The following is a 22,890-nucleotide window of genomic DNA, read 5'->3' on the forward strand; positions in this document are numbered from 1 at the left end:
TCACTATAAGATCAAAACAAGAAAGAAAACTTGGATTAACCATTTTAGGAGAGAAAAATATAGTAATTTATAAATACAATTCAGCCAATCCTAAAAATAGCATTGTTTCATATGAAATTGTTAGCAGGTATAATGGAAAACTAATACAAGATTTATTCGAATAAATTTTGTTGTAAAAAATAAAAGATGACCGCTTGTCTTAACCAAGGCAAGTGAAACCAGGTGTACACCGAGGACCAGGAAGGATAATAGTCGGCACATCTCGCCATCGTGCCCAGGTACAGGCGACCCACAAGCTGGCTACATGCTTCTTCACACTTGTTCCGAATTCAATGGACTGAACCAGTTAAGTACGAATTGTTTGAGAAGATAATTGAATTTAATATCAAGGATAAGGCTAAGAATCCGAATTTTTGGCGGAAATAGCATAATATCGAAGGAGGAAAACATGGAATTTTTTGTGAAATATTTGGCAGGTATCGATAACCCCGACCACCGCGACCGAACAGAGGAAATTTTGACGTGGATTGCTAATAAATTCCTAAATTTGGAACCGAAAATCAAATGGAATACGCCAATGTTTACAGATCACAGCACATTTATCATCGGCTTTTCCACAGCGAAGCATCATTTGAGCGTTTCACCCGAAGAAGTAGGTATTGCGCACTTTGCCGATGACATTGCACAAGCTGGCTACAGCGCTACCAAAGGCTTGTTTCGAATTCCGTGGAATAAGCCGGTAAATTACGAATTGCTTGAGAAAATGATTGAATTTAATATTCAGGATAAAGCAAAATATACGAATTTTTGGCGGAAATAATGCATCAAGCCTTATCAAAAAAACGCATGACACGAAAAAATGTCATGCGTTTTTTGCAATTCAATTAAGGGGCCGACAGCTCTATAGTAGCCGTATGCGAACGCCCATCAAAATACTTCCCCAGTGTGCGAAGAAAATAAAGTATTAGACTGGAGTCATTGATTTAACGCGGTTTTTGAATTGAATAATCTGTAGCTTATAAAAATTAAGTTTTAGACTGATCCATAAATAAAATCAGCGGTAGTCTAAGACTTGATAAATAAAGTATTAGACTTCTGCCGCTGTTGTCGTTGAACTAACGTTTCCCGTTAGTTCAGTCATGTAGTATTTCTTTCAATATTAATAAAAAGGCTGATACCTTTAAAAGGGTATCAGCCTTTTTTTATGTTGCTCGACAAACTGGAAGTTTGATCAATGGTATTCGGATAAACTCTAGCTAAAAATCTAGTCTTACCTGTCTTTAATATTCATCGACTATCTTTATTGTATTTCCTGTATTTTTCTGCCCAATTTGCAAATGTTTCAATCACAGGTAAAAATTCACTCCCTATTTCAGTTAGATAGTATTCCACTTTTGGTGGTACTTGTTTATAGACTTCACGATGCACGAGTCCGTATTGTTCAAGCATGCGAAGCTCCTTTGTGAGGTTAGCTTCTGTAATATATGGCACTCTCCTTTTAATTTCTCCAAATCGAAGGGTGCCCTGACCTAAAAAGTAGATAATGACCATTGACCATTTTCCATTGATTATCTTTTGTACATCTGCCACAGGACAGCTCAAATCTACGATTTCACTATCTTTCTGTTCCATATTCCCTCCATTACTATCATATTTGATAGTACCTATCAAAAAATAACGTACTTTTCAATAAAATATGTATCAAATATATTATATGTAACAACGAATATATGCAACTATAAAAAATAAATAGTAAGTAAGGAGAATCTATAATGAGAAAAATCTTATTAAATGAATATGGAACTGTAGATGTTCTTCATGAAATCAATGAGCCCGTCCCAACCCCTGGCAAAGGAGAGATACAGATAAAGCTTGTTGCAACAAGCGTTAATGATACAGATATTTTAATCAGGCAAAATGGCCCCTTCCCTACTATGCCCAAAGAATTACGACCTATTCTTCCACACATGCTTGGTGTGGACTTCTCTGGAATTATTACCGCAGTTGGTGAGGGTGTAAGCAAATACCACGTTGGTGATCACGTAATTGGCCTTACAATGAGTGGCACTTATGCTGAGTATCTCATTCTCGACGAAAACAGTCTCCTGGCTAAAGTACCATCAGACCTAGACCTTGTCCCTCTTGGCGGCTTATACGTAACAGCTGCCACTGCTTGGGCTGCTATTGTTTCAAATGGAAAAGTAGAGTCAGGTCAAAAAGTTTTAATTCATGGTGCTGCCGGAGGGGTTGGTAGTATGGCCGCGCAGCTCGCCAAACATTTCGGGGCTTCTGTAATTGGAACAGCTGGCTCCTATTCAAAAGAATACTTGGTGGAATTAGGTGTAGATGAAGTAATCGATTATAGAAGCCAAGATTTTACCAAACTAGTTTCTAATGTAGATCTGGTCGTTAATATAACAGGTCCTGCAACTCTCGAGCAAAGCTATCAAGTAGTAAAGAAAGGGGGACGACTCACTTCTACAAATGGTGTTCCAGACAAAGAAAAAGCCGCCAAAATGGGTATTGAGGCGTCATATACAATGGGAATGATTTCCCCAGAAGACCTTACTTCAATCATCCGCTTGTATAGCGAAGGAATACTGAAATTAAACATTACCAAAAAGTACCGATTTACGTTAGATTCGATTAAACAAGCTCATTTAGATTTTGAAAAAGGCCCCAATCAAGGGAAAAGAATTATTGAATTTGATAAAAACGAATGAGGGGATCCAAATGAAAAATCAACTAATTATCACTAATCTAAGTAAAGAGTTACCTGACGATCCAGCTCTATTGACTCAACATATGGAATATTTTAAAAATTTAGCTGAAAACGGTAAGTTCTTATTAGTTGGTACTGGCGACTTCAATGGCATTGGGGGTATTTATGTAGCGGTAACATCCAATGAAGAGGCAAAAGTTATTATTCAAAATGAACCACTCTTTTTAGGCGGTTATATGAACTATACCATCACTGAAATTGATGTGGCATTTTCATATCCTGAATTAGAGGAGTTGCTTAAGTGAAAAATTAACTATATATACAAAAAGGGACTCTCACGGGTTAAGTGGTAGTCCCTTCTTGCTTTTTATTCTGACTGGGGAAGTATTGTCAGTCTAATACTTTATTTTCTCAGTCTACAACTTTATTTGCTTAGTCTAACACTTTATTTTCTTTTGACACCCAGCACATCAAAATACCACGCATCCTCTAGGCTCTCTTTTTCATTACATTTTAGGAAGAAGAACGCCCCTCCTTTCTCTTATTCTTCTCCAGGGATTTGATTGGAGTTATTGATTTTATTAATACTTATGTTTAGACCGAGCTTTCAAAAATAGATAACATACATTATTCTTAAATTCCAAGCAATCGGATACTTGTTTTCTATATCTTTTGGCCTTGCGTGTCCCGTGAATGAGATTGGACAATCTGGAAGCCGGAATTTGATATGTAGTGCAAAACGTTTTCTGATCCATTCTTTTCTCGATCAGTTTTTGTTTGATCTCCCATCCAAAAGGGGTTACAGGATTTCGTTGATTCAGCCTTATGACCTCCACATCTGGAGACCGCCAATGGACCGCTGGTCCGTACTTTGGCGGTGCTGCCAGGCAAGCAGGACGTAGCGTGTGAACACAATTGTCGTATGGCTAACGAGCAAATCGTATGAACGACCTTGAAACTCTTTTTGAAGTCGCAGCAGCGATTTAGCGCACTTGAAGAAGACCTCAATATCCCACCGCATTCTGTAAATTCGGATGATCTCCTGAGCAGTTAAACTCAGATCGGTCGAGAGAATAGCGAGCCACTCGTTTTTCTTGGAACGATGACGGACAAATACCACTGTCACCGGAATATCTGGAGCCAGTTCCGTCCGGATTTGACGTAGGATGTTGGTATTTTTGCCTTCGACACGAGTCGCAGCAGTATATAGTTCTCGCAGACACAGTCGCTGTGCATTCACCAAGTAGCGTTTGTTATCGTTCTTTACCATGCCGATCACATGCAACGCACGACGGGTTACTTCTTGAATCAGCGGCGCATGCGTAAACCAACTGTCCATCAGGACATATGTCGCGGAAACGCCGGCTTGAATAGCGCGATCCAGCATCTCGGCGATGACTTGAGGGGCGGATCGCAGAGCTTCTTCACGACGTTTGTAGCCAGGGGTACGCTTATCGATTCCCTGCATCATCCCGTTAATGGCGGATTTCGCGGAACTAAGCAGGGCAAAGTCCATGGGGATAAACGAGTGACCGTCGGACCAGCCCATCGTAAGCATGCGAAAACCTTTATAGTAGCTCCCTGTCGCATGGTCCTTGAAGCGCGCCAGCATTTCTACGGCTTTACTCCGATTGCGTTCGAACATGGAATCGTCAAAGATGAAAGCAGTCTCCCGATGTTCCCGAAGTTAGGTTTTCGACTCGCTGTACGGTATCGCTGCTTAGCGATAGCAAAAAACGTCGCCACGCGTACCCGCCGTGATTGAGAAACCGATACACCGTATCTTTTCTGGGGAATGATTCGCCTTTGCTGCTCTCCAGCAAACGGAGCCAGTTCTTTTGGCAGTTGATCAATTGGTTTCTTTTGCTCTATCATATAGAGGACACCTCTTCTGTATGGTAGTGCTTGCTCGACACTCTCACTTTACCAAGCGAAGCGGTGTTTTTCTATTTTGCAAGAGGGTTATTTAACCTCTTAAAAACCAAGTAACTACAATGATTCAAACCGATTTTCGCAGCTAAAATTGCCGAACAAACCCTTGATGTACAAGGGCAAATCAGCCATCCATTGCTGGAGTTGGCAAGCTATCCGTCAAGTGCGCAAACTTACTTTTGAGACATCTCATCTCACTAAGCAAGAGGTTTATCCCATGTTTTTCGATATGACGATTTTCCCCCGTTTCGGCAGCTCTTCGCTTCTGTGATACGCCTGAAGCAGGCCTTGAGCAGTAAAGGGATAGGTCTCATCGATATGGATATTCAATTTATTCTCTTTCATATGGCGAACAATGGATTCAAAATCGGTACGGTTAGGTCTTGCCTGGAAGAAACATGCGGCAATGTCGCGGACCTTCGGATATTGATTGATCGCGAATGCCACCACTGAAATATAGGTCCCGCCATCCTTGATGACCGAGTAGTTCTTCTTTCCGATTTCTCCCGGTAACCCGGTACCGAAAGTGGATTGGTCCATAGCGGAATCCAATACGATATCAACAGGATCTGTTATTTGGGTGGCAAAGTCGACTTTCGTGTAGTCGAACACCTCGTCAGCACCGAGTCCTTTGACGAAATCATGATTATAGTCCCTCGCGGTTGCGATAACATATGCTCCATGTTGCTTGGCCAACTGGACCGCCGCATGTCCCACTCCTCCGGCGCCGGCTTGAACAAGGATGCGTTGTCCCGGTTGAAGACGGCCATGCTCAAACAGCGCTTGCCAAGCTGTCAGGGCAACCGTAGGCGCGGCGCCTGCCTCTTCGAAGGAAAGACTCTCAGGAATAACGGCAAGAAGATCTTCCTCCACCGCAACATAGTCCATGTAGGAACCCCTCTGAACCATGCCCATGACACGATCCCCCGGCTTGAAATGACGCACTTTTCCGCCAACCTCTTTTACAATGCCGGCTACTTCATTACCAAGAACAAGCGGCAATTGAAAAAATTGAGCTGGAAATTTATCCGCCATCGGACTCTGAAGTATCGCGCCGCTGCGAAATAAAATATCTGCGGGATTGATGGAAGAGGCGCGCATTTCGATGAGAACCTGTGTGTCGGTGAGTGCGGGGATTGGCACTTCCAGTTCCTCTAGCACTTCGGGGATTCCAAAGCTTGTCAAAGCAATAGCTTTCATGATTATCCTCCTCTTAAATTGAACATACGTTGATTTTTCAACTGTCGCTGTTTCTAGTGTGTTAACTGGGCCAAATCCTTGCATTATCCGTAAATTGCTTTCCCACTGGGGAGGGAATATCAACCGTTTCCCGTCCTTTATGGAGCCTAAGGTGATGTCATCGCCGGTCGGATATCATTTTATGAAACATCTCGTCTAATAACATTATTTCTGCTTTTTGGCTGATGGCATGGTTCCCAAGCTTTACATCAATTATGAAGTCATTGCTCAGCATCTGGCGGTAACGGGAAATAATATCGTTGTCAGGCAATTCTCCCATTGCCTTCGTTTCGGGTGGGATTACCGGAATTCCGGCTTGCTCTACCAGGTGAATGTTTTGTTTAATATCTGCGGCGATCTTGCTTAGAGTGCTTACACTTCTTGCCGTCTCTATATCCACCATTACGTCATTCGTATAGAAATGCTTGTTGACGATAGCCAACGCAGTATGCGAAATATGGAATGCTTGAATGTCTTTTTGGATTTCATAATGCAAATCCACCGATTCAAATATTTGGGCAAGCTCTTTCACTCTTTCGGTCGTTAATCCATTTATTTCACCAAAAATGGTTCCTTGATGTTTTTCGGAACCGAATTGGGCGTATAGAACATCTTCTTTGATGTCTCCACCGGCGCCCGGGAATCCCGGAAGTAAGCGATCGCCCACGATTTCAAGCCAAGAGTCATATCCAATGGTGTTGGTAAAGGTGACGATGGTCTTGCTCCGATTATGCTTGATCGCAGACAGGGCAGATTCGGCCTGATCATATCGTACTGGAACAAAGATAAAATCATAAATGTCGTCGTTATCAAGCTTTTCTATCGTGTTGATCGATATTTTCTTTATCGATCCATTATCGTTGTATTGCAGGCCGTCCCTTTTCAGCGCCTCCAGTCTCTTTCCTCGTGCCAGTATAGTGACGTCCAGTCCCGACTGTGCTAATCGTAGTGCATATACACTACCAATCACGCCGGCGCCAAATATCAAAAGTCTATGTGGTTTGGTGTTCAATATGATCCTTCCTTTCATAGAATTAGTCACAGATTGTTTAAGCAACACCTGTTTGATAAGATAATAATATCGCATGCTTATGATTTCAACCGGCAGAGTTAGATGAAAGTTGCATAGGCAACACATTGTGATAATTGATGTTTAACAAGGAGATATAGAAATGGTAAATCAGGAAGATCCGAGGGTGTTGCGCACACGACAGTTAATTAGGGCAGCGTTCAGAGATTTGTTGCGGAGAAAAGGATTTGATGCAATCACCATCAAAGATATCGCTCAGAAAGCAACCATTAACCGCGCCACCTTTTATGCCCATTTTGAAGATAAATATGCTTTGCTTGACGAAGTCACAGAACAGGCTTTTCATGAAATGATTCCTGAGCAAGTGGCGAATGCACTGGAGTTTACGGATGAAATATGTGACCAGTTGATCTTGCTGACGCACCAATACATCGTGGATTTTTATCGGATCTGCAGAATGGATTCCAATTCGATGGCTACGCTTGTCGATGAAAAAATAAAGAAAATGCTGCAGCAAACCATAGAGAGCATTTTTCTGAAAGGGGATACCCCCCATGGGGCGGACAGGCATCATATAAAAATCATGGCGGCCATGACAGGTTCAGCGATCTATGGCGCTGCGCATTATTGGTTGAATGTCGAGGAGAAGGATCGAACCGATGTGCTTGTAGACATTGTTCGTCCCTATGTAATGAACGGTCTGGGGCTGTATCGCAATGGCGATGAATACAGATGAAAAACGAGACTGGTCAGATAGGGAACGATGGTGTACCATAAGTTACACATCTCTCTTTGTTTGCATGGCTGCTCAACACATCCATGATACCAAACGAAGAAGGTGTTTTTTATCAAGAGAAGTAAATAGATTGATTCAACGCCTACAGACGCAAGGTGTTTAGGTTAATTCGTTGCTGCGAAAATTGAGTTACAAAGGCCATTGAGCAAGGGTTTATTGCCGAGAAAAATCCCATACTTGCTGTTAATATTGTTTGGGCATCACTGCCATATGCGGAAGTCTTCGTGAAGGTTCTTTCAATAGAAGGGTGTTAAAGGCTGTGAAAGAGCTTGCGCCAAAGCATTGGGAGATTCATCACGTTGACTTATCAACGATTCCTCTTTATAATTCTGACATCGAGAGCCAAGGCTATCCCCAGTCGGTTGTCGAATTTGAAGAAAGCATTCGAAAAGCGGACGGTGTACTGATTGTCACCCTGAATACAACATGGGAATTCTAAGCGTTTTGAAAAAACACGAAAAACCGAATGAAACCACCGGAGAATTGGACGACGAATCAACGCTTCGCTATTTGGAAAGATTTCTGACAGCTTTCGAAGAATGAATCTTGGTCTTTAAACAAACTTATAAGTGAAAGATGTGAAGGAATTATGACTAATCATAAAGTATACTACGGTAAAGATATCGAGGTAATGTTTAATTCGGAGGTATGCATTCATTCTGGTATTTGCGTAAAAGGCCTCCCTGGTGTTTTTAATTTAAGCAAGCGTCCTTGGGTTAATCCCGATGCTGACACTATGGAGGCAATTGCCCGACATATTGATACCTGCCCAAGCGGAGCACTGACGTATAGACGTCTGGACGGTGAATATTCAACAAAGAAAGAGGGATGAACATGCATACTGTAGATCATGATACCGCTAATAAAAGATTTCTTATTCGAGATAACGGCGGCATTGCTGCGGTGATGACGTATGTAATCTCAAGTCCAGAGCTTTACATTATTGATCACACTTTGGTCGAAAATGCTTACCGAGGACAAGGGCTTGGCGATAAGCTGGTCAAAGCTATGGTGGAATACGCGCGGGAAAACGGTATTAAGATTTTACCCTTATGCCCGTTTGCCAAGGGACGATTCGAACGTCTCTCCGAATACGCGGATGTTCTCCATAAATAATCGCTAATAATATAATGATGACAATAATAAGAGAAGAGCCTGAGGGTACGAGACTTCTTCGTCTCTCTCAGGCTCTTCTCTTATCTGTCAATCGATCCCCGTACTGTCAGAAGAAAATAAAGTATCGTTGAGATGTTCTCCATGATCGTGCCGAATAAATATGAATTCCATTTTCCGTTCTCTACCGTCCGTAAAGGTATAGAAAAAGGATCGTTTGCATTTCTGCAACGATCCTTATTAAATCCACTAATTGTAGACCTCAGTTAATCGCGATGATGCTTTTTCATTAAGCTAACATTCCCGTTAGCTTAAGGAGACATCATCAGTCTAATATAGTATTTTTTGTTCTACACCCTCCTTAAAGATATACAAAAAAAGGATCGTCATCAGTTCTGGAACGATCCATGTTGTAAAAACAGCAGCCTGAATACCGGCTGCTGTTGTTTACATTTCTTTGTTGCTGAAGTTTCCCGATATTTTAATCTTGGTTCTAAGAAGTAATTAACTCTTTATCGTCTGCGCCGGGAAGGATGCAGCCATTCCGGCGTCCAAGCTGGATCCTGGTTGTCCGTTTTTCTCCCTGGAGGAACGATCGCATCTATGGCGTCCAGTAATTCGGGGCTAAGCGATATATCCGCTCCAGCTAGATATTGCTTCAATTGCTCTGGTGTGCGCGGCCCCACAATAATTGAAGTGACAGCCGGATGAGTCTGGGCAAATGCTACAGCCATATGGGCCAGCGGCATTCCTGCCTGGTCGGCTACATGCTTCAACTTTTCGATGATCGCGAACTTTTGCGCATTTTCAGGTAATTCAGGATCGAGCATGCGGCCGGAAGCTCCCTTTAATAGTGCCGCTCGCGACCCACTCTCCGCCGCGCTACCGGACACATATTTGCCTGTCAGAAGACCACCTGCTAGCGGACTGTAAGTCAACAAAGCAACATCGTGACGCCGAGCGACTTCGGCAATATCCATCTCTATGCTTCGGTTAAGAATTGAGTACGGAGATTGTTCGCTGACAAAACGCTCCAAGTGGCGGCGCTCGCTCTCTGCTTGTGACTCTGACAACTGCCAGGCTTGATGGTTGGAAGTGCCAATATAATGGATCTTACCTTCTTGGACAAGATCGCTCAATACGCCCAAAATTTCTTCGAAAGCAACGTCCCCAAACGGACGATGCAACTGATACAGATCGATATAATCTGTTTGCAGCCGTAGTAGACTTTGTTCGACCGCTTGTCGAACCCAGCGACGAGAAACGCCGCTTTGATTCCGCTCGTCATTCGGTTCAGCCCCGAATTTCGTTGCCAGAATAACTTTTTCCCGTTTGCCCTTAATCGCTTCACCAATGATTCTTTCCAATTCTCCGTCCCCACAACGGTTGGAAGTATCGATTATGTTGATGCCGGCATCCAACGCTTCGTGAATGATACGGCCCCCCTCTTCTTTACCAGCAAGCGATCCGAAAACACCCCCTCCCAACGCAAATTGACTCACGCTAATCCCGGTGCGCGCTAAATCTCGATATTGCATCAATATCCTTCTCCCTTCTAATGAACACGTGTTGATATACGTCATGGGGTTTATTATAATAAGCTCAATCGTTCGGAACAATCAACAAGACTGTCGATCTGTTCAATAAAAAACATTATTTAAAAACAGTACAATATGCTTGATATCGAAAGGAGTATGAGTAATGAACGTAAGTACAGATTTGCGGGTGGTTCGGAGCCGAAAGCTCATCGAACAGGCACTGATGGACATCCTACACAATCAGGGGATCAAGGGATTAACCGTTAAAAATCTGTCGCAAAAAGCCGGCATTAACCGCGGAACCTTTTATTTGCATTACAAAGATATTTACGACCTAATCGAGCAATCGGAATGGATGCGTGGCTTGCTGGAAATATTCGAGCCCATTCAGCTGGGTCATCTGTTTAAGCATTCGGATGAGAGATCGCCTTTCCCAGCTTTTGCCGAAGCCTTTCGGTATTTGCAACATCACTCTTCTTTTTTCAAGGCCATTTTCCATTCCTCCGTCCCCATTGAGTTCAGAGAGCGACTACAGTACCTGGTCGGAACCCGTATGTACGAAAGTCTCAAGCAAGATCACCCCCAATCGAGTTGGTCTGATCAACCCGCTGGTTATATCATTGCTTATCTGGGCACTGGCCAGTTCGGGTTAATTCAGCATTGGTTCGTAACCGGTCGAACGCTCCCCCCTGAAGAAATTGCCTTGATGCTGACTCGATTTATCCGTCGATCTCCTTGCCTTTCCCCTCATTTTAGTGGAAGCTGACAACATATGAGACTCAAATTGGGCGACGTCTAAGAGATGCAGATCATTCAGCGCAGGCTACGACGATTTTCAATACAAGTTCTTTTCTAAATTTCTTGGCCTGGGCTTTGAACAATAAATTGCAACGATAATACAAAAAAACACGCATGGGGGGGAGACTTATTGTTTTCCACTAACCTCTGAAGCACCCTTCGGTGCTTCAAAATAAAAATTTTCCACGCTATTCGGGGTAGTACCAGCGTAGCTGACACCACCCGCAAACATTTGGATAAAAATGTTAAATTCGAGGAATCCCAAGTTAAATCATGAATCACGAACCGTGATTGTTTGATCCAAGGGGGGGTTCCGAAATATTCGTTTGAAACGCAACAGCAAGAAAACGGCACGCATGAGTAAGTCAATAGCAACCGAAAGCCATACGCCCTAGATAAATGCATAACACGTAAACCCCTACAACGCGTATTAACCACTGCAGCAGTATCCCCCAAAGGATAAAGTCGTTTTATCTGAAGTAGGCGAAATTACCGATGAGTCTGAATTTCTGGGGAACATTTACGAAGTGTCTCAACTCGGGACGGCCGACGTGGAATTGGCCATCGGTGATAAAATTGCTGATGCTACGTTCCTTTTCCCTGGCTACTCCGGATACCTATACGAAGATCGAGGAGCATAAGGGCTACTCTATTTTGCAGTATGGAATGGAGGATGGCTATAGGGTAGACTTTGGTACGAAGCGCTCTATTGAGCTTCCCACGGTAGATGCAGCCAAGCAGCTGATCGATAATACTAATTAAACCAATAGAAGGTACTCCAATGTTGATAGATTAGTGTAAGCAAGGAATGGATAATAAACGAAACGTTTTGATACTGGTAAGAGGCCCTCTTCGAATTGAAGAGGGCCTTTTCTTTTTGAAAAGACAACGAAACGATTGCCGGACTTATCCCTCCCAGAAAAAATTTAGACCCTGTAGTAACTATTGTCCCTGGTGGAGCAATGGTTAACCCGGGAAGGTGCACGTACCTGCCTTGGACGAATCGAGAGGCAGCTAAATAATCCAACCGGTTCGCTCGATAGGAATAAAATAACTCGATCAAGCCTCCAAGCCAGCGAGCTCCCCGCGTAACACGTTGGCCAGTTCTGCCTAATTTTTTGCGGTACTCATATTTTTTGAGATTTTTGGAGTAAACTTTGAACTTTTCGCTTTATTTAGATAACGGGAAAAACAGGCTCCTGAATGGTTAAACACAGTAGCAATGGAATCCTGGAATATACAGAATCGGAGGTGCTTATAAGGAAGGATACGATATGATTCATCAAAAAATTTAAAATTCTCGCATCTCTGTTAGGAGTCTTTAAAGATTTTGACAAAAGAATATTGTAACAAAATCATAATGAGGAGGAATACAAATGCAACAACAATGGATGGAAATGGTGAATCACGTAGTCGAATGGGGAAAGGGGATTCCTTGGTCCAAGGGTTTCCAGGGTGCGAAAGAAACGGTTGAATTCGCCTGCAGCTGCCTCTGTGTCCACCCGATTTAAACATGCAATCAAGAAGAAGTTTAAAGCGAAACACAAAGTATCGCAGACGCAACCGAAAATTACGCAAGTAAAGATTCAATTCAGCTATAATAATATGGCGCTTCGTCCTAGCAAAATAAAATCCCGCCAGTACTGGCGGGATTTTATTTATGCATCGATCTGAAGGAGGCATGCCCCCAACTGCAGGACATTATTCAGGTTTAAATTTGCTTTTCATTTCGACAATGAAAGACTCTAAGACCTCCAGGGAGGGTACTATTTTCCGGTAGCATAGATGGCGCTCGTGATAACATTGAAGAGATGATCGGTCCGTGGCGCGAATGAAGGTTGGTCGACAAGCCAGCCGAGCGCCGATATCAGGGCGAACAAGTCGTCCCCATTCATATCGGCGCGCGCCGTTCCCTCGGTCTGAGCTCGGAGCAATAGTCGCTCGCCCGCTGAGTGCACCGCTGCGCATGTAGCGTAAAGCGCGGAGTCCGGGTCCGCGTGGGCGCTCGCCATCAAGGCGACAACGCCGCTATAGCTTTGGACGAAAGCCACCTGTTCGCGAACCCAGGACACGAGCGCTTCGTCAGGTGGTTTCGACGTTTCGAGTTCGCCTGCCTTCTGCGTCAGTGCCTCCAGATTCGTACACAGCAACGCTTCGAACAAGGCTTCCCGCGTCGGGAAATGACGAAGCAATGTGGCCAACCCGACGTCGGCCCGGCGGGCGATATCTCGCATGGACGCATCGACACCATGCTCGGCGAGGACGTCACGCGCGACTGCAAGTAGATGACTGTAATTTTTTCTGGCGTCGGCTCGCATCATGTTTTCACCCCACTCAAATAGCGAAAGCTTACTGTCACGATCAGGCGTTGATTTTCCCTGCGTTCCCGATACGCGACTTTTCTCGGCATACGCCTAGTTATAACTTGATCTGTAAAAACCACAAAAAGATTTGTTTTTGGGACATTCCATCGAAAGCTAATATATCTTTCAGTGTCAAAGAGAATGGATCTTAACTGTTCTTCTAATCGGTATTGATCAGCGACCTCTCATTTCTTCCCAGCCAAGCGAAATTGAAACGTTAGTATTGCTTACGTAACATTATCCCATAAGAATACCGAAGGCTAGCATGTGGTAAACCAAAAGCCAGGCTTTTATTATGGATCGAGGGCAGGCCGAATCCCTAAGGAACCAGCCATGATCCAATATCAACTCCAATGTGCTGCATTATCATTATATCAAATTCAATCTTCCTCGTCAGTATCTCCATCATTTCTTCCTTGGTCGTCATAGCCTTTCAACTTTTGTCCAATTGCATCATTTCGCATTTGTTCACGGATGGTGTAGCAGCGCCTTAGCCCGACCCTCACGCCAGATGATCGGCAAGCGTCTGTCTACCGGCGTCGCCCTCGCTTCAATCAAACTGTGGCTGCCCTTTGTCCACGAGGCAGGATTGCATCGGAATTTGCGATCACGATTCATCAGTCGAGCTTGACCAAATCCTTAAAGATCAGTTGCCCCCAGCTATTTCCGCGCGCCTGTGCAAGCAGTCCGCCTTCCGAAAGCCCGCCAAGTTTGATCGGCGCGAAACCGAGATTTTCCGCAAGCGCACCAATCTCCGCTGCTGCGCCATCATCGTCGCTCGCCAGGAACACGACTCTCCTGCCACCATGAACGGCCGGATCTTGGTCAAGGACGGCAGCCACCAAATGGTTGAAGCCTTTGACCAATCGTCCACCAGTGAAGGCCTGCGCGACGAACTTGGAAGAAGGCTGTCCTCCCAGTTCCTCAGGGGGCACACCGTAGGCATTGGTCACATCGACGATGGTCTTCCCCTGCCAGGTGGGGAGCGCCTTCGCGACATCCGGGTACGACTCGAAACGGACAGCCAAAAAGATGATGTCCGCCTTAACAGCGTCCGCCAATTTTTGGGGAATGATCTCTGGTCCGATCGCGGCCGCAGCGGATGCAAAGCTTTCCGGGTCGCGAGTGGTTGCAACGGATACTTCGATGCCGCTTCGGGCAAACGCCTTAGCAAGAGCCTGGCCGATCTTGCCGAAGCCAATAATTGCGTAGCTCATATATTCCTCTCCTTCGGTTTACCACGCCCTACGGGCTCCGAATATCGAATGGAGTGACCGGCCGGGCGTAGCGTGTCAGATTTGCGCTAGACCGCCGTCGACGGCGACCTCGCTGGCGGTCATGAAGCTGCTGTCCGATGATGCGAGAAAGGCGGCCACCGCCCCAATCTCCGCCGGATCAGCCATGCGCTGGAGCGGAGTCATCGAGGCGAAGACTTTTTGGCCCTCCTCGCCTAGCGATTCCTTCGCGAGCTCGGTTGCCGTCGCTCCGGGCGACAGCACGTTTACCCGGATGCCGGTGCCCTTCAGGTCCTCCGCCCAGGTCCGCGCGAGGTTGCGCACTGCCGCCTTACTCGCGCTGTAGGCGCTCATTGCCGGGGCGCCCGTGGTGCCAGCGCTCGATCCCGTTAGGATGATCGAACCGCCCTGGCCCATCAGCGGTAGCGCCTTCTGGACCGTGAGGATCGAACCCTTCACATTGGTGTCAAAGATTTCGTCAATGTGCTCAGCGGTGATCTCGCCGAGCGGAAGCTGGCTTCCCGCCCCGGCATTGGCGAAGACGATGTCGAGAGTTCCGCGCTCGGACTTCACCGCCGCGTAGAGTCGGTCGAGGTCGGCCAGATCGGAGACCGAGCCCTTCACCGCGCGGGCATTGGGCCCAAGGTCGGCCACAGCGGCGTCGAGCGCTTCCTGTCTGCGGCCGAAGATGAAGACGAAGGCGCCCTCCTCGATGAATCGCTTTGCTGCGGCGCGGCCGATGCCGGTAGCGCCCCCCGTGATGACTGCAACCTTACCTTCAAGCTTTCCCATGAATTTTCACCCTTTCGTTGTGTTGGACAGCATCTCTGGCCCATTTGCACAGATTGCTGTATCTTATGGATTTCACTGATCCAGTCACCGATTACTGTATTCGGATCAGCGATCCAATTGTATTGGATCACTGATCCGTTTGTCAAGGCGACCATGCGAGCTGACGCCAGAAAAAATTGCAGTCATCTACTTGGGGTAGTACCAGCGTAGCTGACACCACCCGGTTAGTGGTGTCAGCTATCGTTAGATCATTTGCCAAAGCAACCACTTCCTATCGAATGTAATTATCTAATGCTTTATTTAGATCGGACAGTACCTCTTCTTGATTTCCGTGGTGTACAGCGTCCACAACACAACTCTCCAAGTGATCCTTGAGGAGAAGTTTGGCCGCATTGTCTAATGCTTTCTGCACTGCGGCGATTTGTAGTAAAACTTCTGAACAATCACGGCCTTCATTTGTCATCTTCTTTACAGCTTTCACATGACCTTCGATTCTTGCTAATCGGTTAACGATTTGTTTTCGTTTACTTGTGTTCATGCGCGTGATTGTGATGATTTGGTTGATTGCTCATAATCATCCTCCATTGTTTATTTCTTCATCTGCTGCAAAATTGCTTAGTCTACATTAGTACCATTATGTTCCAGAATGTTTTATCGGAGAAGAAGTGGTTTGATCTTATGACACCGGAAGATTTACGTGCGGTGACACCCTTAATTTATACACACGTTAATCCATATGGCACATTCCGACTGGACATGAAGGATAGAATTCCATTGGAAGATGAACTGGCGTGATTGAAAAACGCGTATCCGCAAAAAAGGAAGCCCGGGAACTGGCGAAATATCTTCGCGCTGAACATCCGGACTATGCTTACTTAAAGAGTTTGTTTCAGCAATTAAGGAGCGAGCTTGAAATTGAGATTCCAAAATCATCAAAGAAGCTACCTTACGTGCCGACAGAAGAAGAATTAAAAAGATACTATGAAGTGGTTTGGAAGGCCAAGAATTTTCAGGACATGATGATCGTGAAAACCCTTATGTATACAGGTGTCAGGGTCAGTGAGTTAATCAGCATCAAGCTGGCAGACATCGATTTTCTTTACTGCCAGATTCGAATCAACAAAGGAAAGGGTAGCAAAGATCGCATTGTTCCATTTCCTCATACTTTCAAAGAACTACTGGCCATGCACGCAGATTCGATGAAAAAGAAGCAAGCTGCCTATTTGTTTGAGTCCTCATGGAAGAAAAAGTACACGGACAGGGGAATCCGCAAGATATTGGCCAAATATTCAGAGGAAGCCAAATTATCTCAAAACCTGTCTCCTCATAAATTACGTCACTTTCTATTAACCTGGCTAAAAAAGCAGGGCATTGATGACGCGCTGATTCAACCTTATTCTGGTCATGAAAGCAGAAAGTCGTTAGAAGTTTATTCAAAGCTGGCGATTACCGATGCACAAAATGAATATAACGAGGTTATTAATAAATTCCCTATTTAATCCACTCGTTTGCGGGTGGTGTCAGCAACGCTGGTACTACCCCTATTCTGCCCGTTAGCTTAATGAGATATCATCACTCTACTATAATTTTCTCGTCCTCTACCGGCCTTAAAGGTATACCTTTATAGGCTGAACATATTTTCTACACAAGCTAGCCCCGGAAGAATCTCATCTTTCGTCGTGCATAACATGCCAGAGCACTTACTGGTCACATTCAAAGAACGCCCCCTTCCCACTCGGATTATTATCGTATGTTTCCAAGTTTTGAGGTGGGCGTACAGTAAAAAAATAGCCTTAGCCGACTAACGGCCAAGGCTATTTGCAGACGAGCGAATCGGAGCCGATTCGTGATTAGTGACCTATCATCATCGCGGGGTCCGGATTATCCTCGCCAGCGGTTCCGTCTTCTTCCTGCTGCTTCGGTTTATGCAGAAGGAGCGACAGTGCGACACCTGCGGTCACGATGCATACGGGCAGGAAGAACGTGTCGCCACAACCCGCGACGACGGCACTCAGTGGATTCGCGTCCGCTCCCGCGCTTGCGGCGTGGGAAGTGATTTGCGACGTCACCCCCGATCCGTCAATATGGCGCTTTCTCGTACAAATACGCAGGCAATGCCTGCACGAACGGCGACCAATCGCCCGTCGTGTAAAGATGAAGCCGGTGCATGGCCCGCGTACACGCCGTATAAAGAAGTTTGCGTTCGTTGTCCCGGCCGTAAGCTTCGGACGAAGCATCATAGACCAAGACTGCATCGAACTCGACACCTTTGGCGAGATACACGGGAATGACCATCACTACTTTTTCAAAGCCTGACGTCTCCTTCGTAATGAGCTGCAGAGCTTCGCCTCCATGAATCCGTAACGATTCATAGGCCTCACGGCTTTCGGCTGCGGTCTTCGTAATGACGGCGATGGAATCGAAGCCCTCGGCCATGAGCGCCGCAATGTCTGCCAGAATTTGCACATCACGTTTCTCCCCGCCGTCCAGTCTCGTGAGAAGTGGTTTTGGGCCTCCTCTTTCAAACGGTGCAATTTCTTCCCCGCCTGGAAGCATCGATTTCGTAAATTCAACAATCTCTTTGGTTGAACGATAACTGCGTACAAGGCAGACAAAGCTTGTTTCAGCTTCGCCGAAAAGGCGGACCAGCGGCGAATCGGATGCGTCCAGGCTTGTGGCCTGCATGAAGATCGCTTGCCCGAAATCGCCGAGCACCGTCATCCGGGCACGGGGAAACAGCTTTTTTAGATATTCATATTGAAACGGCGAATAATCCTGACCCTCATCAACGAAGACATACCGAATTTCCGTGTTCGTCCGAACGCCTTCGATCAGTTCTTTTAGATACAAATACGGAGTCGCATCTTCGTAGAATAACTCGTTCTGGAGTAGCGCTTCCCTGGTTTGCCTGCATATTTCAGGCCACAGCGGGGGAATGACGGCCCCATTCGTTTTCTCCCGATAAGCAGCTTCGTCGACAAACAATTGGCCATATATGCCTTTGGTATCTACAAACGAGAGTTTCTTCACGATTTTCCTTAGCGGTTTAAAGCTTTCTTTCACGATCCTGCGGCGGAGCAGATCTTCCTCTCTCCGGGCGAAGTCAAAGTCGCCTTCATCTTCCCGGCGCTTATTGTTTATTTTCTCACGAACTACGGCGTATTGTTCCGCAACGTCGAAGACTTCCTTCTCTTTATGCAGCATTCCGAAGACTTCCGCGTACTGCTCAGTGTCGAGATAATTCAACTCTTCCTCTACCCAAAGCGCGCCCCGTTCCATGCGTTCCAGCGAGGCCAGTTCATTCAGCAGCCATTCTTGCAAGAGAACGACACGATTGAACAACGGCAGTGAACGGTCATAACCGTAAAATTTCGCTCTCATTCGCTCCGCGGTAATCAAATCGCGGTCCCGAAACCGAATACCGTAGAATCGCATGCCTTCCCGTCCCAACCACATTCCATAGTTCTGCAGGGCTTGCAGGAAAGCCTCGGAAGCTTTGTACTCGATCCCCTGAAGACGACCCTCATATCCCGGTGCTCCTTGTGCGGTCAGTACGTATTCGATCTGATCAAAGGGATCCTCCGGCCGTAACGAGGAACCTGACCAATAGTCGAGATATTCTTGAAAAGTCGTCTGCTGCATATTCTCTTCACCAAGCTCCGGAAGGACGGTGGAGATATAACTGGCAAACATCGGATTCGGTGAGAAAAGTACGATCTGATCGGCCCTGATCGTCTGGCGGTGTTTGTAGAGCAAGTACGCCACCCGCTGCAATGCCGCGGAAGTCTTACCGCTGCCGGCCGCCCCCTGTACGATAAGCATCCGGCTTTTGTCATTCCGGATGATGGCGTTTTGTTCCTTCTGAATGGTTGCCACGATACTCTTCATTTGCGAGTCTGCACCTTTGCCGAGCACTTGCTGCAGCAATTCATCTCCGATCGTTTCGCTCGCGTCAAACATGTGCAGATCTGCCCGTTTTGAATCTGAAACTGCCGTTTGAGCTCCATCGTCCCATCGATTCGTCCGCCCGGCGTGACATAAGACGCTCGGCCGGGGGAGTAGTCGTAGTACAGGCTCGCGATTGGCGTACGCCAGTCATAGATCAGAAAGCTCAATCCGTCTTCGTCGACGAAGGAAGATACGCCAATATAGATCTGCTCGCTGAGGTCCAGGCCATCCTCCTGAAAGTCGATGCGTCCGAAATAAGGAGACGGGAGCAGACGGTTCATGCTTTTCCATTGCTGCGTCAACAGCTTGTGGCCGCGCTCCCGTTCGGCCAATACCGCCGACTGCTGGTTAATCGTGTAGAAGGTCTCTTCGAAATCTTCATGGGTGCTTGTGTTGATCGTAACATCTTCCCAAAACCGCTTGCGGATGTCCGCAGCCTGATCGCGCAGTCCGGCAACCTCCGGCTCTAGTTCAGCGATTCTCGCCTGCAGCTTGTTCCTGACCCGTTCCAGCCGCTCCTGTTCCTGCTGCCAATCCTTCGTTTCCATCTCTCCTTGAACACACTCCTTTTTCCGTTTTCTGGGATGAAAAAGAGCATTGACAAATCAAAGTTCCAGATGTACAATTAAATTAAAAATAAAATTGGATTTATTTTTACTTTTAAATTCGTCAATGGTGCTATCGATTATATCATAGCGTATATTTGTGTTCAATTTATTTTTTTTGTTGTTACCCCCGGCAGTGCTGAACACTGACCCGGATTGTGGACTGTTTAAACAAACCACCGCGAAGTAACTCCCGTTAGTTCAATAAAAAAGACGCTCCCGCGCCTTCGCTTGGGCTACATCCTCCTCATTATATTCCATTTCCAATTATTAATTGAAGTACATGCGCGAGCAGCATGTATTGCTTTGAAAAGAGCATTGTCCTAATCTAAGCACTACCGGATTTAATTATTTTGGTTTTTGGTCCCCCACTCACATAACCCTTCCAAAACGGGTAATAGTGTTTCCGCTTTATCTGTGAGACTGTACTCGACTTTAGGGGGAACTTGAGGATACTCTTTCCGATTCACCAGACCATCCGCTTCCAATTCTTTTAGCTGTGAACTCAATGTTTTATAAGTAATAGCTCCTATCTGTCTTTTCAGATCATTAAAGCGAACCGGTTGGTTTTCTGCTAGGAGGTAAATAATAACCATTTTCCATTTACCTCCAATAACTGACACGGTATAACCAAAAGGTGTATCTTGAATATTTTTAACTTTACCTTTAAATTCAGCCATGCTCATATTTACACTATCCTTTCGGGTAGTACCTTTCAAAAAAGTGCGTACTACGTTTTTATTTGTGTTCAGTTTATACTAGCCTTACTTTTGAAGTAAAGGAGAGAATAACATGACTAAAAAAACAATACGCCTGTTAATGCCACAATGGCAAGGGGGATACAATCCTAACTACTCTTTTGGAGCCGAACTGCTTGCTTGGCTAGCTCCAGACAATGATCAACCCCTTATTCATGTTCCAGTGCAAGCTTATGATGGAACTCCGCTGGAAAACGAGAACGGTATGAATGGGAGAAAACAGCTACTTGAACAATTAGAGGCTGCCCAGCATATCATTGACGCTCATAAGCCAGATCGCATTGTAATTTTTGGTGGTGACTGCTTGGTCGAGCAAGCCCCTTTTGCCTATTTAAACGAACGATACGGTGGGGAATTAGGTTTAATTTGGATCGATGCTCACAGTGATTTAGTTAGATATGTGGGCTATGATAACGGACATACTTTACCGCTCGGAAATCTATTGGGAGAAGGAGATGAGGAGTTCGCAAAACATGTGAAAATCCCTCTAAAACCTGAAAATGTCTTTATCGCGGGATTAGCAACACCTACAGAGCAAGAAATAGAAGTGATTTCAGAAGCGTTTCAAAGACTAGGTATAGCTCCAACAGAACCAGATACAGAAGTCATTCAAAGACTTGGGATTAGAACTGCAGGAACCCAAGAGTTAACGAACAGTACTGAATCTATAAGAGAGTGGATTAAGGAAAGCGGCATCAAGCACCTGGCTATTCATCTTGATTTAGATGTTCTTGACCCCAAGGCATTTCGTTCTTTATTATTCGCCAACCCTGAAGCACCTTATCATTATTCTCCTGCAGGAACCATGCAAATGCCTCAACTGCTTCATCTGATTAAAGAGCTATCTGAAGAAACAGATGTAGTTGGATTAGGTATAACGGAGCATATGCCGTGGGATTCTATTAACTTGAAGAATCTGCTTGGAGAAATACCTATTTTAAATAAGTAAATTGACTATAGAGTAAAATCCACACCCCGAATCTTGGATGATTATATTATATGTCCAAAATTCGGGGTACAGTTCACTTAAGTGGTCGCTCGCTCAACTAAATTGAACTCCAAAGGATGTAATGCTTCATGAAGTCCCTCAAGAGCATTTCGAATCATAATGAATGCATTTTCCGCTTGCTTGTCAATCGGGTAATGAATGGTGGTTAAATCAAGCAAATGCGAAATTTCGGTATTATCAAAGCCCACCACTGCAACATCACTCGGTACAGAAACACCAAGCCTACGTGCTTCGGTCAAAAGGCCTGCAGCCAAATAATCGGTAGAACAAGCGAAAGCATCCGGCTTGTGGGGTTGTTCTCCCCACCAGTGAGCAATTTGTTCACCCGCTTCTATTGAATTCAAGTCATAAAAATGCGGAAAGGCCTCAGCGTCCAGATCATATTTTTTGCAAAAATCATGATAGGCCCGAATGCGCTCCTTCGTATTCAGCCCCCTCATGTTCCCATATACATTCACAATGCTGCGATAGCCTCTGGCATACAGATGCTCCAGCGCAAGCATGTACCCCTGATACTGATCCATAAATACGGACGGAATCGTCTCGATGTTCACCCGCTGCCACGTCACAATTGGGCCATATTTGGTGTAGTGCTCAATCACACTCCACTCATTGACACGAATCATGCAAACCAAAGCATCCAGTTGCTTTCTCCGCAGCATTTCCAGTGCTTCCAGCTCCCGATCCTTTACTCCATTCGTAATAAACAGCGCTATATTAAAGCCATGCTCCTGAGCATACGTAGTAAAGCCGCGCACAAATAAACCCAATGAATCATTAAAAGAAATTGAAATAATCCCTATGAGCTTGGTCATGCCCTTTTTTAAAGATACCGCATTTAAATTAGGAACGTAATCCAGTCGGTCTATGACCTCCTGCACACGCTGTCTTGTCGGTTCACTTACGTACGGATGGTTATTAATGACACGGGACACCGTAGCCGAGGATACACCCGCGAGCTTTGCAATTTCATGAATATTCGCCACATTTCTCACCTCGTTCTTTCTATTTT

Annotated in this window: 23 protein-coding genes and 3 pseudogenes; 13 read left to right on the top strand and 13 right to left on the bottom strand. The window is 45.4% G+C overall.

Annotation, left to right across the window (positions count from 1 at the left end):
* Nucleotides 1-448: 448 nt before the first annotated feature.
* Complete coding sequence (locus tag HPL003_RS00460) at nucleotides 449-820, top strand: iron chaperone (protein WP_014277654.1); 372 nt, start codon at nucleotides 449-451, stop codon at nucleotides 818-820.
* Between the two features lie 467 nt (nucleotides 821-1,287).
* Here the strand turns inward: HPL003_RS00460 and HPL003_RS00465 are convergent, their stop codons facing one another.
* Nucleotides 1,288-1,632, bottom strand: coding sequence for a winged helix-turn-helix transcriptional regulator (locus HPL003_RS00465; RefSeq protein WP_014277655.1), 345 nt, complete (start codon nucleotides 1,630-1,632; stop codon nucleotides 1,288-1,290).
* Nucleotides 1,633-1,772: 140 nt separating this feature from the next.
* On the opposite strand from HPL003_RS00465, the gene HPL003_RS00470 reads away from it, so the two are divergent.
* Together HPL003_RS00470 and HPL003_RS00475 are read left to right on the top strand one after the other, a co-directional pair.
* Nucleotides 1,773-2,723, top strand: coding sequence for an NADP-dependent oxidoreductase (locus HPL003_RS00470; protein ID WP_014277656.1), 951 nt, complete (start codon nucleotides 1,773-1,775; stop codon nucleotides 2,721-2,723).
* A gap of 10 nt (nucleotides 2,724-2,733) precedes the next feature.
* Nucleotides 2,734-3,027 carry a YciI family protein gene (locus tag HPL003_RS00475; RefSeq protein WP_014277657.1) on the top strand — a complete coding sequence of 98 codons (294 nt, stop codon included), beginning with the start codon at nucleotides 2,734-2,736 and terminating at the stop codon, nucleotides 3,025-3,027.
* A gap of 276 nt (nucleotides 3,028-3,303) precedes the next feature.
* On the opposite strand, the gene HPL003_RS29510 is transcribed toward HPL003_RS00475, so the two are convergent.
* The 4 genes and pseudogenes from HPL003_RS29510 to HPL003_RS00490 form a co-directional block, all read right to left on the bottom strand.
* Nucleotides 3,304-3,543 carry a Rha family transcriptional regulator gene (locus HPL003_RS29510; protein ID WP_081473775.1) on the bottom strand — a complete coding sequence of 80 codons (240 nt, stop codon included), beginning with the start codon at nucleotides 3,541-3,543 and terminating at the stop codon, nucleotides 3,304-3,306.
* A 20-nt stretch (nucleotides 3,544-3,563) separates the two neighbouring features.
* Nucleotides 3,564-4,563, bottom strand: a pseudogene (locus tag HPL003_RS00480) (IS4 family transposase); the annotation flags it as partial.
* A 301-nt stretch (nucleotides 4,564-4,864) separates the two neighbouring features.
* On the bottom strand, nucleotides 4,865-5,854 hold the full coding sequence (locus HPL003_RS00485; protein ID WP_014277661.1) for an NADP-dependent oxidoreductase: 990 nt from the start codon (nucleotides 5,852-5,854) through the stop codon (nucleotides 4,865-4,867).
* Between the two features lie 157 nt (nucleotides 5,855-6,011).
* On the bottom strand, nucleotides 6,012-6,905 hold the full coding sequence (locus HPL003_RS00490; protein ID WP_014277662.1) for a ketopantoate reductase family protein: 894 nt from the start codon (nucleotides 6,903-6,905) through the stop codon (nucleotides 6,012-6,014).
* 160 nt (nucleotides 6,906-7,065) lie between these two features.
* Between HPL003_RS00490 and HPL003_RS00495 the strand changes: the two genes are divergently transcribed.
* From HPL003_RS00495 to HPL003_RS00510, 4 genes are all read left to right on the top strand, one after another.
* Complete coding sequence (locus HPL003_RS00495) at nucleotides 7,066-7,659, top strand: TetR/AcrR family transcriptional regulator (RefSeq protein WP_014277663.1); 594 nt, start codon at nucleotides 7,066-7,068, stop codon at nucleotides 7,657-7,659.
* Between the two features lie 253 nt (nucleotides 7,660-7,912).
* Nucleotides 7,913-8,158 carry an NADPH-dependent FMN reductase gene (locus tag HPL003_RS00500; RefSeq protein ID WP_043922265.1) on the top strand — a complete coding sequence of 82 codons (246 nt, stop codon included), beginning with the start codon at nucleotides 7,913-7,915 and terminating at the stop codon, nucleotides 8,156-8,158.
* 150 nt (nucleotides 8,159-8,308) lie between these two features.
* On the top strand, nucleotides 8,309-8,551 hold the full coding sequence (locus HPL003_RS00505) for a (4Fe-4S)-binding protein (RefSeq protein WP_014277666.1): 243 nt from the start codon (nucleotides 8,309-8,311) through the stop codon (nucleotides 8,549-8,551).
* 2 nt (nucleotides 8,552-8,553) lie between these two features.
* Nucleotides 8,554-8,835 carry a GNAT family N-acetyltransferase gene (locus HPL003_RS00510; protein WP_014277667.1) on the top strand — a complete coding sequence of 94 codons (282 nt, stop codon included), beginning with the start codon at nucleotides 8,554-8,556 and terminating at the stop codon, nucleotides 8,833-8,835.
* A 509-nt stretch (nucleotides 8,836-9,344) separates the two neighbouring features.
* Here HPL003_RS00510 and HPL003_RS00515 read toward each other — a convergent pair.
* Nucleotides 9,345-10,370, bottom strand: a complete 1,026-nt coding sequence (locus tag HPL003_RS00515) for an aldo/keto reductase (RefSeq protein WP_014277668.1) — start codon at nucleotides 10,368-10,370, stop codon at nucleotides 9,345-9,347.
* Nucleotides 10,371-10,533: 163 nt separating this feature from the next.
* Between HPL003_RS00515 and HPL003_RS00520 the strand changes: the two genes are divergently transcribed.
* From HPL003_RS00520 to HPL003_RS30135, 3 genes are all read left to right on the top strand, one after another.
* Nucleotides 10,534-11,136: a TetR/AcrR family transcriptional regulator gene (locus tag HPL003_RS00520; RefSeq protein ID WP_014277669.1), complete on the top strand. Its 603-nt coding sequence runs from the start codon at nucleotides 10,534-10,536 to the stop codon at nucleotides 11,134-11,136.
* A 527-nt stretch (nucleotides 11,137-11,663) separates the two neighbouring features.
* On the top strand, nucleotides 11,664-11,930 hold the full coding sequence (locus HPL003_RS00525) for a hypothetical protein (RefSeq protein WP_043922266.1): 267 nt from the start codon (nucleotides 11,664-11,666) through the stop codon (nucleotides 11,928-11,930).
* Nucleotides 11,931-12,544: 614 nt separating this feature from the next.
* Nucleotides 12,545-12,679, top strand: coding sequence for a hypothetical protein (locus HPL003_RS30135; RefSeq protein WP_014277671.1), 135 nt, complete (start codon nucleotides 12,545-12,547; stop codon nucleotides 12,677-12,679).
* Nucleotides 12,680-12,934: 255 nt separating this feature from the next.
* Here the strand turns inward: HPL003_RS30135 and HPL003_RS00530 are convergent, their stop codons facing one another.
* From HPL003_RS00530 to HPL003_RS29515, 4 genes are all read right to left on the bottom strand, one after another.
* A complete protein-coding gene (locus HPL003_RS00530) occupies nucleotides 12,935-13,489 on the bottom strand; it encodes a TetR/AcrR family transcriptional regulator (RefSeq protein WP_014277672.1) in 555 nt (184 codons plus the stop codon).
* Between the two features lie 659 nt (nucleotides 13,490-14,148).
* Entirely contained in the window at nucleotides 14,149-14,748 is a 600-nt protein-coding gene (locus HPL003_RS00535; RefSeq protein ID WP_014277673.1) for an NADPH-dependent F420 reductase, read from the bottom strand.
* Between the two features lie 75 nt (nucleotides 14,749-14,823).
* Nucleotides 14,824-15,558 (bottom strand): SDR family NAD(P)-dependent oxidoreductase, encoded by a 735-nt coding sequence (locus HPL003_RS00540; protein WP_014277674.1) that lies wholly within the window; start codon nucleotides 15,556-15,558, stop codon nucleotides 14,824-14,826.
* Nucleotides 15,559-15,829: 271 nt separating this feature from the next.
* Nucleotides 15,830-16,096, bottom strand: coding sequence for a metal-sensing transcriptional repressor (locus tag HPL003_RS29515; RefSeq protein WP_043922267.1), 267 nt, complete (start codon nucleotides 16,094-16,096; stop codon nucleotides 15,830-15,832).
* A 41-nt stretch (nucleotides 16,097-16,137) separates the two neighbouring features.
* Between HPL003_RS29515 and HPL003_RS27165 the strand changes: the two are divergent.
* A pseudogene (locus tag HPL003_RS27165) lies at nucleotides 16,138-16,353 on the top strand (Tn3 family transposase); the annotation flags it as partial.
* Nucleotides 16,350-17,057 carry a tyrosine-type recombinase/integrase gene (locus HPL003_RS00550; protein WP_014277677.1) on the top strand — a complete coding sequence of 236 codons (708 nt, stop codon included), beginning with the start codon at nucleotides 16,350-16,352 and terminating at the stop codon, nucleotides 17,055-17,057. The pseudogene HPL003_RS27165 and the gene HPL003_RS00550, both read left to right, overlap by 4 nt.
* A 580-nt stretch (nucleotides 17,058-17,637) precedes the next feature.
* Here the strand turns inward: HPL003_RS00550 and helD are convergent.
* A pseudogene (gene helD / locus HPL003_RS00560) lies at nucleotides 17,638-20,054 on the bottom strand (RNA polymerase recycling motor HelD).
* Between the two features lie 401 nt (nucleotides 20,055-20,455).
* The gene (locus HPL003_RS00570; RefSeq protein WP_014277680.1) at nucleotides 20,456-20,797 is read right to left on the bottom strand and encodes a winged helix-turn-helix transcriptional regulator; all 342 of its coding nucleotides are present in this window, start codon (nucleotides 20,795-20,797) and stop codon (nucleotides 20,456-20,458) included.
* A gap of 106 nt (nucleotides 20,798-20,903) precedes the next feature.
* On the opposite strand from HPL003_RS00570, the gene HPL003_RS00575 reads away from it, so the two are divergent.
* Nucleotides 20,904-21,818: an arginase family protein gene (locus HPL003_RS00575; protein ID WP_014277681.1), complete on the top strand. Its 915-nt coding sequence runs from the start codon at nucleotides 20,904-20,906 to the stop codon at nucleotides 21,816-21,818.
* A gap of 77 nt (nucleotides 21,819-21,895) precedes the next feature.
* Here HPL003_RS00575 and HPL003_RS00580 read toward each other — a convergent pair whose 3' ends face one another.
* Nucleotides 21,896-22,864 carry a LacI family DNA-binding transcriptional regulator gene (locus tag HPL003_RS00580; RefSeq protein ID WP_014277682.1) on the bottom strand — a complete coding sequence of 323 codons (969 nt, stop codon included), beginning with the start codon at nucleotides 22,862-22,864 and terminating at the stop codon, nucleotides 21,896-21,898.
* Nucleotides 22,865-22,890: the final 26 nt, after the last annotated feature.

The sequence above is a fragment of the Paenibacillus terrae HPL-003 genome (assembly GCF_000235585.1).
Lineage (GTDB): Bacteria > Bacillota > Bacilli > Paenibacillales > Paenibacillaceae > Paenibacillus > Paenibacillus terrae_B.